At 67.9% G+C, this 12,056-nt stretch carries 15 protein-coding genes; 6 read left to right on the top strand and 9 right to left on the bottom strand.

Annotated elements, in window-relative coordinates; genetic code table 11:
* Positions 1-17: 17 nt before the first annotated feature.
* From ACLQ3J_RS16755 to ACLQ3J_RS16745, 3 genes are read right to left on the bottom strand one after another with little or no spacing between them, the layout of a single operon-like run.
* Entirely contained in the window at positions 18-1,469 is a 1,452-nt protein-coding gene (locus ACLQ3J_RS16755) for a condensation domain-containing protein (RefSeq protein ID WP_425903940.1), read from the bottom strand.
* Positions 1,470-1,491: 22 nt separating this feature from the next.
* Positions 1,492-1,905, bottom strand: a complete 414-nt coding sequence (locus ACLQ3J_RS16750) for a SufE family protein (protein WP_169619834.1) — start codon at positions 1,903-1,905, stop codon at positions 1,492-1,494.
* Positions 1,902-2,795, bottom strand: coding sequence for a sulfurtransferase (locus ACLQ3J_RS16745; protein ID WP_169619833.1), 894 nt, complete (start codon positions 2,793-2,795; stop codon positions 1,902-1,904). Before ACLQ3J_RS16745 ends, ACLQ3J_RS16750 begins: the two co-directional genes overlap by 4 nt.
* A 63-nt stretch (positions 2,796-2,858) precedes the next feature.
* On the opposite strand from ACLQ3J_RS16745, the gene ACLQ3J_RS16740 reads away from it, so the two are divergent.
* Positions 2,859-3,257 carry a group III truncated hemoglobin gene (locus tag ACLQ3J_RS16740; protein ID WP_169619832.1) on the top strand — a complete coding sequence of 133 codons (399 nt, stop codon included), beginning with the start codon at positions 2,859-2,861 and terminating at the stop codon, positions 3,255-3,257.
* 113 nt (positions 3,258-3,370) lie between these two features.
* Positions 3,371-3,739 carry a PLD nuclease N-terminal domain-containing protein gene (locus ACLQ3J_RS16735; protein ID WP_169619831.1) on the top strand — a complete coding sequence of 123 codons (369 nt, stop codon included), beginning with the start codon at positions 3,371-3,373 and terminating at the stop codon, positions 3,737-3,739.
* Positions 3,740-3,746: 7 nt separating this feature from the next.
* On the opposite strand, the gene ACLQ3J_RS16730 is transcribed toward ACLQ3J_RS16735, so the two are convergent.
* The 5 genes from ACLQ3J_RS16730 to ACLQ3J_RS16710 all read right to left on the bottom strand — a co-directional run bounded on the left by ACLQ3J_RS16730 (position 3,747) and on the right by ACLQ3J_RS16710 (position 7,842).
* Positions 3,747-4,388, bottom strand: coding sequence for a DUF6308 family protein (locus ACLQ3J_RS16730; RefSeq protein ID WP_425903938.1), 642 nt, complete (start codon positions 4,386-4,388; stop codon positions 3,747-3,749).
* Between the two features lies 1 nt (position 4,389).
* Positions 4,390-4,974, bottom strand: coding sequence for a hypothetical protein (locus ACLQ3J_RS16725; RefSeq protein WP_296549027.1), 585 nt, complete (start codon positions 4,972-4,974; stop codon positions 4,390-4,392).
* Between the two features lie 43 nt (positions 4,975-5,017).
* Complete coding sequence (locus ACLQ3J_RS16720; RefSeq protein WP_378527640.1) at positions 5,018-5,680, bottom strand: Maf family protein; 663 nt, start codon at positions 5,678-5,680, stop codon at positions 5,018-5,020.
* A 1-nt stretch (position 5,681) separates the two neighbouring features.
* A complete protein-coding gene (locus ACLQ3J_RS16715) occupies positions 5,682-6,026 on the bottom strand; it encodes an acyl-CoA carboxylase epsilon subunit (RefSeq protein WP_425903936.1) in 345 nt (114 codons plus the stop codon).
* A gap of 175 nt (positions 6,027-6,201) precedes the next feature.
* Positions 6,202-7,842, bottom strand: coding sequence for an acyl-CoA carboxylase subunit beta (locus ACLQ3J_RS16710; RefSeq protein WP_296549032.1), 1,641 nt, complete (start codon positions 7,840-7,842; stop codon positions 6,202-6,204).
* A gap of 116 nt (positions 7,843-7,958) precedes the next feature.
* Here ACLQ3J_RS16710 and ACLQ3J_RS16705 point away from each other — a divergent pair, with 116 nt between their 5' ends.
* Genes ACLQ3J_RS16705 through ACLQ3J_RS16690 form a run of 4 tightly spaced genes read left to right on the top strand, consistent with a single transcriptional unit; the run spans position 7,959 to position 11,457 of the window.
* Positions 7,959-8,804 (top strand): biotin--[acetyl-CoA-carboxylase] ligase, encoded by an 846-nt coding sequence (locus tag ACLQ3J_RS16705; RefSeq protein ID WP_296549034.1) that lies wholly within the window; start codon positions 7,959-7,961, stop codon positions 8,802-8,804.
* Positions 8,805-8,855: 51 nt separating this feature from the next.
* On the top strand, positions 8,856-9,419 hold the full coding sequence (locus tag ACLQ3J_RS16700) for a PH domain-containing protein (protein WP_296549035.1): 564 nt from the start codon (positions 8,856-8,858) through the stop codon (positions 9,417-9,419).
* Between the two features lie 37 nt (positions 9,420-9,456).
* Positions 9,457-10,140, top strand: coding sequence for a response regulator transcription factor (locus tag ACLQ3J_RS16695; RefSeq protein ID WP_296549036.1), 684 nt, complete (start codon positions 9,457-9,459; stop codon positions 10,138-10,140).
* Positions 10,141-10,152: 12 nt separating this feature from the next.
* Positions 10,153-11,457: an ATP-binding protein gene (locus ACLQ3J_RS16690; RefSeq protein WP_169619822.1), complete on the top strand. Its 1,305-nt coding sequence runs from the start codon at positions 10,153-10,155 to the stop codon at positions 11,455-11,457.
* Positions 11,458-11,487: 30 nt separating this feature from the next.
* Here the strand turns inward: ACLQ3J_RS16690 and ACLQ3J_RS16685 are convergent, their stop codons facing one another.
* Positions 11,488-12,018 (bottom strand): GtrA family protein, encoded by a 531-nt coding sequence (locus ACLQ3J_RS16685; protein WP_169619821.1) that lies wholly within the window; start codon positions 12,016-12,018, stop codon positions 11,488-11,490.
* Positions 12,019-12,056 lie beyond the last annotated feature (38 nt).

Genomic DNA, 12,056 nt, shown 5'->3' with positions numbered 1-12,056 from the left:
CACCTGAGCGTGCAACGCTACTCGCCGGTAGGTGGGACGTCCCGATCAGGGGCTCCGGAGCTCGGTGCAGAGGAAGCCACCACGTCGTGCATCAGTTCGCGTGTCCGGTGCAGGAAGCGGAGAACGTTGGCGGCCGCGACCGGATTGTCGGGGAAGCGAGCGGACATGTTCAGGCCCTCGGGGGTCCGGTTGATCCAGATGTAGACGTCGTGGGCGAAGCTCCGGCTGCGCAGCGCGCGAGCGTTCCACTCCGGCCACTGGGCGGCCATCGGAACGAAGCGCACATCCATGTAGGACACGACGAACCGCGGGCGGATGGGCACGCCGAGCAGTTCGCCGACACGGTCGAACGGCACGCGAGCGCTGGCGCGGGTGCGGCGCAATTCGCGCGCGGCGCGGGCGGTGAGCGTGTCGAAATCCGTTGTGCCCGTCAGGTCCAGGTCGATCGGGCTCACTCCGACGAACCAGCCGAGTGCGCCCGCCCACATCGGGCCCGTCCGGGTATGGGCGGGCGCGACGACACGGAAATTGTCGACGCCCGCCAATTCTCGGGTCGCCTGCCCGAGGCATGCGAGTACGCCCGCGAAGAAACCCGCGCCCGAGTCCTGACACCGCGCCGCGAACACGGACGCCTGCTTGTCGTCGAACCAGCGTTCCACCGCACCCTGCTGCGCGACGGTGTGCGGTGGGCGAGGGCCGATCGGGAGCGGGAACGACGGCGCGTGCCCGCCGCACACTTTCAGGGTGTGCTGCCAGATGCGTACGGCTTCGTGCTTGTCGTCGAGTCGCTCGGAACCGTCGCGTTCGGCGGCGCCGAAATCGATGTAGCTGCCGACGGGGAACAGTTCGGCGGGGCGGCCCGTCCGCTCCTCCTCGTACAGGGCGGTGATCTCGTGCGCCACCAACACGATCGAATACCCGTCGATGATGGAGTGGTCGGCTCCGAAGAAAACCGTGAAACACGGCGCAGTGCCGGAGAACCCGGCCGAGTCGCCCGGGAGCCGTTCGAGCGTCGCGAAGACGTACGCGGGCCACAGATGAGGCGTCGTGTAGTCGTCGAACAACCCGTGGAGGTGATCGCGGATGGTGTCGGGATCGCTGGGGTCGTGGCGGATGGAACGGAGGGAGATCCTGCCCGGGGGTGCGGTACGCCGGATGATCGGACTCTCCGCACGATCGGATCCGGTCAGGCGGGTATGGCTTCGCAACGGCTCGTGCCGGTCGATCCACCGTTCCAGCGCGCGGCGGAACTTCTCGGTGTCGATCTCACCGTCGATCTCGAAAGCGGTGCCCAGCCAGGATTCCCGGCCCCCGCCGTAACGGGCGCCACTCGAACGCCGCAGGTGCGCCTCGTGGATGTAGGAGGCCGGACGCGAGTCCTGCTGCCAGGCGTCGTCTTCTGCGCACGGCAGCCATTCGGTCAGGACCCCCGCCGAGATCGGGTAGTCGGCCAACTCGGTGAATTGCATCGAACTCGCGGTTCCGCAGGACTCAGGAGCGGAGGTGACGTTTGATGCGCGACAGCATGGCGCTCATGCCGCGCAACCTCAACGGGCTCACGACGGCGGCCAAGCCGAGCGCGGAGTAGAAGTCGTCCGGCACGTCGAGGATCTCTTTCGCGCTGAGGCCGTCCAGCCCCTGGTGCAGGATCGACGCGAATCCGCGCGTGGTCGGAGCCTCGGCGGGAGCACTGAAATGCAGTGTCACGCTGGAGGGGTCCGCGGCGTCGACGGAGAGGAACAGCGGCGACTGGCACTCGGGCACAGGCTCCATCGCCGCCTCTTCGAGCTCCGGTGGGAGCGGCGGCAGTTCCCGGCTGAACTCGAGCAGGAGCTGTAGCTTGTCCTGACCCTCGACGGCGGCGAAGTCGTCGACGATCTCGGCGAGAGGTGCGGGAATACTCATGCGACCGGCGCTGTTCCCGGCTCGTCGCCCTGGACGATCGGCACGCGCACCGCGTTGCCCCATTCCGTCCACGAACCGTCGTAGTTGCGTACATGCGGGTAACCGAGCAGGTGCGTGAGCACGAACCAGGTGTGGCTGGACCGCTCGCCGATCCGGCAGTACGCGATGACATCGGCGTCCTTGTCGACACCCGAGTAGATCTCGTCGAGTTCGGCGCGGGAGCGGAAACGTCCGTCCGGAGCAGCGGCCTTCGCCCACGGAATGGAGACCGCGGTGGGGATGTGACCGCCGCGCAGGGCGCCTTCCTCCGGGTAGTCGGGCATGTGGGTGCGCTCGCCGGTGTACTCCTGCGGCGACCGGACATCCACGAGCGGAACGCGTCCGAGGTGGGAGAGGACGTCGTCCTTGAATGCGCGGATCGGGGTGTCGTTGCGTTCGACGACGGGGTAGCCGCTCGTCGTGGCCGACGGGATTTCGAGGGTGGTGTCGCGGTTCTCGGAGATCCACGCGTCGCGGCCACCGTCGAGCAGGCGGACGTCCTCGTGACCGAAGAGCGTGAACACCCACAGTGCGTAGGCGGCCCACCAGTTCGACTTGTCGCCGTAGATCACGACGGTGTCGGTGCGGCGGATGCCCTTGCGATCCATCAGCGCCGCGAACTGCTCGCCGTCGATGTAGTCGCGCGTCACCGGATCGTTGAGGTCGAGATGCCAGTCGATCTTCACGGCGCCCGGAATGTGCCCGACGTCGTAGAGCAGCACGTCTTCGTCGGATTCGACGACCTTCATCTCGGGATGCCCGAGGTGCGCCGAGAGCCACTCGGTCGACACGAGACGAGCGGGATCCGCGTAGGCGGCGAACGACGAGTTGCTATCGGGTGCGACGGGCACTAAGAGCTCCTGGGGCAGTGGTGGCAGGTGCGCAGTCGATTCTAGGCGGTAGCGTTCGAGCACGTGACTCGCAGTCGATCCCGCCACGCCGATCTCGGCTGCCGTGCCGACATCGACGTACTGGTGCGGCGGTTCTACGAGCGTGCGACGGCCGATCCGCTGCTCGCGCCGGTATTCGACGTTCTCGCCGTCGTCGGGCTCGACGAACACCTCGTCGTCGTCGGCGACTTCTGGGAACAGATCCTGTTCCGCACCACGCGTTACGACGGAGCGTTCATCCCCGTCCACCGCGCGCTGCACGGCCACCACGGCCTGACATCCGCCCGGTTCGAGCGCTGGCTCGCGTTGTGGATCGAGAACGTCGACGCGCTGTTCGCGGGGACGAATGCCGACCGTGCCAAGATCAAAGCCGAGGCGATGGCACGGTCGCTCGCCCGCTCGCTGAAGGTCGATATGTCGTAATATCCGCGCGGACGCCGTGACGAGCAGACACGGCAGGGACCAGCAGACGCGGTAGTGCTGAACAGACGAACCGATCCGGGGCGGCCGGCGGCGACATACAGGGGTGTGCGGGAATGCCGTATTTCGGGTTGATCGTGATGATCGTGTGGGTGGCGTGCCTGATAGACCTGATCCGTGCCGACGAGCACGAGGTGCGGCACCTGCCCAAGCCGCTGTGGCTGATGGTCGTGATCCTTCTGCCACTGGTCGGCTCGGTGCTGTGGTTGCTCGTCGGACGGCCGGACGGGGTCGACCGGTCGCGGACGCAAAGGCCTGCGTCGACGTTCCCCGAATACAACCGGCCCGGGCGGCAGGCGGGGCAGCAGCCCGAAACCGACGAGGAGTTCCTCCGGCGCTGCCGCGAACGCGCAGAACAGCAACGCCGCGTGGCCAGGGAGCAGGAGAAGCGCCGGCTGGAACGCGAGGGCGGCGCCGGGGCATGAGCGCCGCTCAGTGGGAGACGGGCGCCTTCAGTTGCATCCACGCGAGCACATCGAGCACCCGCAGGGCCGGCACCGCGTCCGGCAATCCGGCCCGCTCCCGCAGCCCGACGAGGCGTGCCTGTAGCTCACCGTCGTTGTGCCGCAACGCTTGCCGGATCGGCTCGAGATGCGCCTGCTTGGTGTCGAGCACCTCGCCCACGACGCGATCGTAGATCGGGTAGAGCCGGGGCCGCTTCCGGGCGATCAGCTTCGACGCGACCGTGCGTCCGATGCTCGGCACCGTCCACAACGCCGTCTCCAGTTGCCACGCAGGGGAAGGGGGCGTCATCTCGTCTGCTTCCTCAGCGAGATCGCGGTCCGGACCGATCGCCGCCAGCAACTCGGCGAACTCGTCGCGGCGTTCCCGGAGCACGATGTCGGCGCCGTCGGGCGAGACCTCGACCGAGAGAAACGTGACGGCGACGAGGTCGTCGGCGGTGAAGACGTCGGCGTCGCGTTGCCGGGTGCCGGTCGAATCCCACTCGTCCCAGAGCGCGCCGCTCCGGAGCCTGCCGGTCTTCCGCAGCGGCACTCGGAAATAACGCTCCAGCACGTCGAGTGCCGGCGCGTCGTCCCGGCCGGCGAGCACCTTGGGCAGCCGGATCGGCACGTCAGGCTTCTTCGGTCATGACGCCGAGGACGTGCTGCGCGAACCACCGATTGTGATACTCCTCATACGGACCCGCGCCTTGGTCGGCCAGACGCTCGGCCAGAGGGCCGATGGTGGTCTCGTCGAGCGGAAGTGCGAAGAACTGTTCGTCGGCGCCGTCGTCGCTGAGAAACCAGTCGACGACCACCGCGTCGCCGTTCGCGGCGGCGTTGTCCGAGTCGTGGAACTTCAGCAGCGGATACCGCATCGACAACTGGTCCAGCGAGGAACCGGTCTGCTGGATCAACGCGGAAGTGGACGTCGTGAGCACCGTGCGGTAATCGACGGTCTCCCCGTCTTCCGTGTACCGCTCGACGTGCAGGACTTCCATCGGGCCGATCGCGAGCGTGAACAGCCGCTGGTGGTCTGCGGTTCTGCCCGCGGACGGAAGGCAGGTCAGCGTCCACCCGGACACTTCATGGTCCGCCGGATCGTCGAACGCGGAGGCCAGGTACCCGGCCACCAGGTCGACGACCACGTCGAAGAAGGGATCCTGGCTCAGCAGGACGAAGCTTTCTTGGGTCGCGGACCCCGCGATGTCGTTCATGACCGTCCTCGGATTCGGTGATGGGGATGGTCCGGAAATTCGCTCAGTTTTCGAGAGCTTCGATCGGGATGGCCGCGTTCTCGGTCCACAACTGCGCAACCGAGATGCCGACCCGGGCAAGAAGCGTGCGCACGAGGGGCAGTCCGATACCCACGACAGACGACGGATCGCCTTCGATGCTGTCGATGAACCAGCCGCCGAGACCGTCGAGGGTGAACGCTCCCGCCACCTCGAGCGGCTCTCCGCTCTCGAGGTAGGTCTCGAGTTCCTCTTCGGTCGGGGTGCCGAAATGGACAACGGTGCCGCTGTGGCCGGACGCCTCGGCAACGAGTTCACCGTCGTGGACCCGCAGCACGCTGTGTCCCGTGAGCAGTTCCGCGCTGCGACCCGCCATCATGTGCCAGCGTTCACGCGCCACATCGGTTGTACCGGGCTTGCCTTGCAGCACACCGTCGACGAGGAGCATCGAGTCGCAACCGATGACCACCGCGTCCTTGAGTCCGCTCTCCTCGAGCACCGGCAGGATCGCAGCGGCTTTCTCGCGAGCGAGTGCTGTGACGACGGCCGCCGGGACGGTACCGGGCTCGAGTGCCGCGACGACGGCGTCCTCGTCCACACCGGAGACGTGGACGAGCGGCTTGACTCCGGCCGCGTGCAGCACCGACAGGCGGGCCGGGGAAGCCGACGCCAGCACCAAGCGCGGCACGTCAGAGCCGGTTCGGGTACGAGTACGGGGAGAACGGAGCCCGCTGGCGGTGCATGCGCGTCGGGTCGCCCCATGTCTCGGCCGGCGTGGTGTCTCCTGCGGGAGCCACAGACGCCGCAGCCGCCGCGAGCACGGAGACCAGGGCCGCGACCTCCTCGTCGGAGGGGTTGCCCTTGACGATGCGCAGGGCGACGGCCGGCTCCGCGGCAGGCTCCGGCGTCTCCGCCGGCGACTGCCGGCCGGCCGGTTCGGGAGCCTGCCCGTCGGTGGCTTCGCCGAGCGCGGCGTCGGTCGCTTCGTCGAACTCCGTGTCGGTGATGATCTTGTCCTCTGCCGTCGCGGTCACTGCGCGCCACCCGCGTGCGCTGCCGCGAACTGGGTCGCTGTCATGTGGGTCCCTCTCGTTGAGGTCATCGCACGCCACCTGCGGCGTGCTACGCCGTTCGGGTCGTGGCGACGGGTGCGCGACCGCGTCCCGCCGGTGTCACCGGCGGGACGCGCACGCACTCCGTCGCGAACCGTCACAGGGGAATGTTTCCATGCTTCTTCGGCGGGAGCGAAACCATCTTCCGCTCGAGCAGTCGCAGCGCGGAGACGATCTGCCCGCGGGTGTGCGACGGCGGGATGACCGCGTCGACATATCCGCGCTCGGCCGCGATGTACGGGTTGACGAGGGTGTCCTCGTATTCGTTCTGCAACTGCAGGCGCAACGCATCGACGTCCTCGCCGGCTGCGGCGGCGTCCTTGAGCTGCTTGCGGTAGACGAATCCCACGGCTCCGGATGCGCCCATCACGGCGATCTGCGCGGTCGGCCACGCGAGGTTGACGTCGGCGCCCATGTGCTTGGAGCCCATGACGTCGTACGCGCCGCCGTACGCCTTGCGGGTGATGACGGTGATCTTGCCGACCGTCGCCTCGCCGTACGCGTACAGCAGTTTCGCGCCGCGGCGAATAATGCCGTTGAACTCCTGCTCGGTGCCGGGCAGGAAGCCGGGGACGTCCACGAGCGTGATGATCGGGACGTTGAAGGCGTCGCACGTGCGCACGAAGCGGGCGGCCTTCTCGGAGGCGTCGATGTCCAGGCAGCCTGCGAACTGGGTCGGCTGGTTGGCGACGATGCCGACGCTGCGGCCGTCGATGCGGCCGAAGCCGATGATGATGTTCCGGGCGCGCTCCGCCTGGACCTCGAGGAACTCGTCGTCGTCGAGGAGACGGCGGATGACCTCGTGCATGTCGTACGGCTGGTTCGCCGAGTCGGGAATGATCGTGTCGAGCTCGAGGTCCTCGTCGGTGAGCGAATCCTCGATCGCGCCGTCGATCGGATCGGTCGGGGCGGTACGCGGGGCAGCAGCCTGGTTGTTGCTCGGCAGGTACGACAGCAGGTCGCGGACGTAGTCGAGCGCGTCCTGCTCGCCCTCTGCGACGTAGTGCGCGACACCCGACTTGACCATGTGGGTGTGTGCGCCGCCGAGGTCCTCCATCGTGACGTCTTCGCCCGTGACGGTCTTGATGACGTCGGGGCCGGTGACGAACATCTGGCTGGTCTTGTCGACCATGACGACGAAGTCCGTCAGCGCGGGGGAGTACACGTGACCGCCCGCGGCGGGGCCCATGATGAGCGAGATCTGCGGGATGACGCCGGAGGCCTGAACGTTGCGGTGGAAGATCTCGCCGTACAGTCCGAGCGAGACGACACCTTCCTGGATGCGCGCGCCGGCACCTTCGTTGATACCGACCAGGGGCCGACCGGTGCGGACCGCGAGATCCATGACCTTGACGATCTTCTCGCCGTAGACCTCACCGAGGCTGCCACCGAAGACCGTGGCGTCCTGAGAGAAGACGCAGACGTCGCGGCCGTCGATCGTGCCGTAGCCGGTGACGACACCGTCGCCGACGGGGCGGTTCTCGGCCAGACCGAAGTTCGTGCTGCGATGGCGGGCGAGAGCGTCGAGTTCGACGAACGAACCTTCGTCGAGCAACGCGGTGATGCGCTCGCGGGCGGTCAGCTTGCCCTTGGCGTGCACCTTCTCGATGGCGGCCTCACCGACGGGAGCCTGAGCCTTGGCCTGACGATTGCGCAGGTCGGCGAGCTTGCCGGCGGTGGTGTGAATATCGGGCGTACTCGCCGCCTCGGACGCGGAGGGCTCCTGGACAGTGGTCATGGGCAGTCAGCTTAGCGAGCGTCACATGCCTGTGCCGCGCCGGTCCCGGTTGTGTTGAATTATTGAACTGGACCTACCGGCGGGTAGGGGATTTCGACCCACCCTAGGCTGGGCGCATGGCCGGAAACCGCGAAACGCCAGATCTCGCTTCCCTGCGCGCACCCCTCGACGTGGCTCGCCTGCGCAGCGCTCTCACCTCGGGTGGGAGCGGCGCGTTCTACACCCGGCTCGACGTGGTGGACGAGACCGGCTCGACCAACGCGGACCTGCTCGCCGTCGCAGGAACGGGCGCCGATCGCCGCGCGCTGCTGGCGGAGTTCCAGAGCGGTGGACGCGGCCGGCACTCGCGTACCTGGAACGGTGTGCCGGCGGCCCAGGTCATCGTCTCGGTGCTCGTGCGCCTGCCCGGGTGCCCCCTGCGCGACCTCGGGTGGCTGCCGCTGATCGCCGGGATCGCCACCGTCGACGCCGTGCGCTCGGTCGGCGGGGTCCCGGCACAGCTCAAATGGCCGAACGACGTGCTGGTCGGCGGACGGAAACTCGCGGGGATCCTCGTGGAGGTCGCGTCCACCTCACCGGAGCCGGCAGCCGTCGTCGGCGTCGGGGTCAACGTGACCCTCACGGCAGAGGAACTGCCCGTTCCGACCGCCACGTCGTTGTTGCTCGAGGACGCCGGCGATCTCGACCGGACGCTGCTCGCGGAGACGCTGCTGGCCGCGTTCGCCGACCGGATCCGTGCGTGGGCGCGCGCGGGCTGGAACACGGCGGGGCCCGCCGCCGCGTACCGCGAGCGCTGCGGCACGATCGGGCAGCAGGTGCGGGCGGTGCTGCCCGGCGACACCGAACTGCGTGGCCTCGCCGTGGACGTGGACGACCAGGGCCGTCTCGTGATCCGGCCGGACGGCGGCGGCGACACGGTGGCCGTGGCCGCGGGGGACATCACGCACCTGCGTCCCGCCTGACAACCACGCCGACGAGGCGGGCGGTCACCGGTATGTGCCATCGTGGGCGCCATGGGATATCCCGACGACGCGCTGGCACCAGGGGAAGAGCTGCTGCTCCACCGTCATCCGCACTGGAAGGCGTTGATCGTTCCGGCGGCAATTCTCCTCGTCGCGACGCCGCTCGCAGGCTTCCTGCTGGGGGTCGTTGCCGCTCGGCTCGACGGTGCCGCAGCGACCGTCCTGAGCGTGGCGGTCGTGCTGCTGTGGCTCGCGGTCGTGGTGTGGCGCTCCCTCGTTCCGCTCGTGAGCTGGCTCAGCACGCACTTCATCGTCACCGACCGGCGCGTGCTGGTTCGCACCGGTGTCCTCACGCACACGGGAATCGACATTCCCATGGGCCGGATCAGCAATGTCCAGTTCCGGCACGGGCTCGTCGACCGAATGCTCCGCACCGGAACCCTCGTGGTGGTCTCGGCTGCCGACGATCCGCTCGAGTTCGACGACATTCCCGAAGTGCGGCAGGTCCACGCCCTGCTCTACCAGCAGGCATTCGACGCGCAGGACCGCACCGCGGCGGAAACCCGCCCCGCGCGGCACCCGCACGAAGAGGACACCCGGCGCAAAGCGTGGTAATCCCGACAACCGGGCCATCGATCCGTACGCTGAATCCGTGACTGCCGTACTACTCGCCGAAGACGACGACGCCATCGCGGCACCGCTTTCGCGCGCGCTCGGCCGCGAGGGTTACGAGGTGACGGTCGAACACAGCGGCCCGGTGGCGCTCGAACGTGCGCTGTCCGGCGACTACGACCTCCTCATCCTCGACCTGGGCCTGCCCGGTATGGACGGTCTGGAAGTGTGCCGTCAGATCCGCGCGGATCGGTCCGAGCTGGCCGTCCTCATGCTCACCGCCCGGACAGACGAAGTCGACTTCGTCGTCGGGCTCGACGCGGGCGCCGACGACTACGTCGGCAAGCCGTTCCGGCTCGCCGAACTGATGGCGCGGGTCCGTGCCTTGCTGCGGCGCCGGGGCTCGGGCGAACAGGACGATATCGTCGACGTGTCGGGGATCCGGCTCGAACGAGCCGCCCGGCGGGTTCTCGTCGACGGGTCCGAGGTCGCACTCGCCAACAAGGAATACGAGTTGCTGCGGGTCCTGCTCGAACACGCGGGGCAGGTGGTCTCGCGCGACATCATCCTCGAAGAGGTCTGGGGTGACACCGATCTGCGGGGGTCCAAGACCCTCGACATGCATATGTCGTGGCTGCGTCGCAAGATCGGCGACGAGGGACCCGCGGGGGAACGACGCATCGCGACGGTGCGCGGCGTCGGTTTCCGTTTGAATACCGACTAGCGGCCCGCGCACGTGCGTAGTCGCATCCTCAATGCGGTGATGGCCACCGTTCTGCTCGTCGCCCTCCTGCTCGGTGTTCCGCTCGCCTATACGGCCTACCTCTTCGTGGAGGACACGGCACGGCGCGACCTACAGGACCGTCTCGGGCGGATGGCCGACGAGATCATCGCGCAGGAGGGCACCGGCGGCCTCGTGGTCGGCGGCCTCGACACCAGTTCCCTGCGCCTTCTCGTTCCCGCCGACGGCCGGGTCGTGGTGGTCTACCCCACCCCGGAGAACGTTGCGGCGCGCCTCGACATCGGGGCTCCCGTCGTGGAGTCCCCGATCGTGGAGTCGCTCTCGATGGGCACTTCGGGTTCGCTGCGGATCGAGGTTCCGTCGGAGAGCCTGCGCACTCTTCAGCAGCAGGTGCTCGCGGCCGTGACATTGCTCGTGCTGCTGTCCGTCGCCGTCGGCGCACTCGTAGCGGTGGCGACCGCCCGACGGCTCGCCGACCCCCTTCGGGACGCGGCACGTCGCGCGGCCCGGTTGGCCGAAGGTGATTTCCGGCCGGTCCCGCGGCGGCACGGAATTCCGGAACTCGATCGCGTGTCCGACGTGCTGGACGCCGCAGCCGTCGAGATCTCCAACCGCCTCCAGCGCGAGCACGGCCTGGTCGGCGACGTCTCCCACCAGTTGCGGTCGCGCATGACGGCGATCCGGCTGCGTCTCGACGAACTGTCCACCCACGACGACCCGGCGGTCGTCGAGGAGGCCGAGGCCGCGATGGCACAGGTGGACCGGCTGACCGCTGCGATCACCGATCTGGTCCGGCAGTCCCGCAACAGCGCCGCCGAACTCCGCACCGAGGTCTCGGTGGTGGGCGACCTCACCGGCGTGATCGCGGATTGGCGGGGCCCGTTCCAGGAGGCCGGCCGCGAACTGGTGCTGAGTGGCGACCCGTCGTTGCGCTCGTCGGTGACGGGATCGCGGTTGCGTGAAGCGGTCGCGGTGCTCGTCGACAACGCACTCGTCCACGGTGGCGGAACGTGCACGGTCTCGGTGCGCTACGTCGCCACGCGCGGTGATTCGACGGTGTGCGTCGAGGTCAGCGACGAAGGCGAGGGAGTGTCCGACGACCTGGTACCGCATATCTTCGACCGCGGCTTCTCCGGTGGCGGCTCGACCGGACTGGGTCTGGCACTGGCACGGGCGCTGGTCGAAGCGGACGGCGGGCGTCTCGAATTGCAACGTCGCAGACCCGCTCTGTTCGCGTTGTTCCTCGGTGCGAGCAAAGATCATGCGGTGCCGGAGAGCCGACTCCGGGAACCGAGATGATCCGGCCGGCCTGCCGCGCTCTGGATCGGATCAGCTCCGCGGCTCGTCGGTGAGTTCACCGGGCACGCTGTCGGGGGTCATCTCCTCGGGGAAGACGAACCGCCGGAAGCAGTAGAAACGGAACATCATCTGCAGCAGGTTGCCGATGATGTACGCGCTGACGAAGTCCGCGATGTTCTCGACCGTGAGGCTCACCTCGGGAACCCGCAGGTTGAACACGTAACTCGAGATGTACAGCGGGATGAAGGACAGGACCACCCCGATCCCGCTCACGAAGAAGAACAGGAATGCCTCGTGCGCACGCTCGCGGCCACCGCGATTCTTGAAGGACCATTCGCGGTTGAGGACGTAGGAGCAGAGCACCGCGATCACACCGGCGATGATCTTGGCCGTGACGGGCTTTTCCGACAGAACCGTGAGCTTGAGGGTGTAGAAGATCGTGGAGTCGATGACGAACGTGGTGCCGCCCACGATCGCGAACTTGATGAGCTCGCGATGACGAACCAACAAGTCCCGAAGGGGCTGCGGAACTCTGTTCAGGGTTTCATCAACGAATGACACTCGGAGAAGTCTACGAAACGTTTGCGTGAATTCACGAA

It is taken from the genome of Rhodococcus sp. DT1 (assembly GCF_049844875.1).
GTDB lineage: Bacteria > Actinomycetota > Actinomycetes > Mycobacteriales > Mycobacteriaceae > Rhodococcus.
This window is presented reverse-complemented; position numbering and strand designations above follow the sequence as displayed.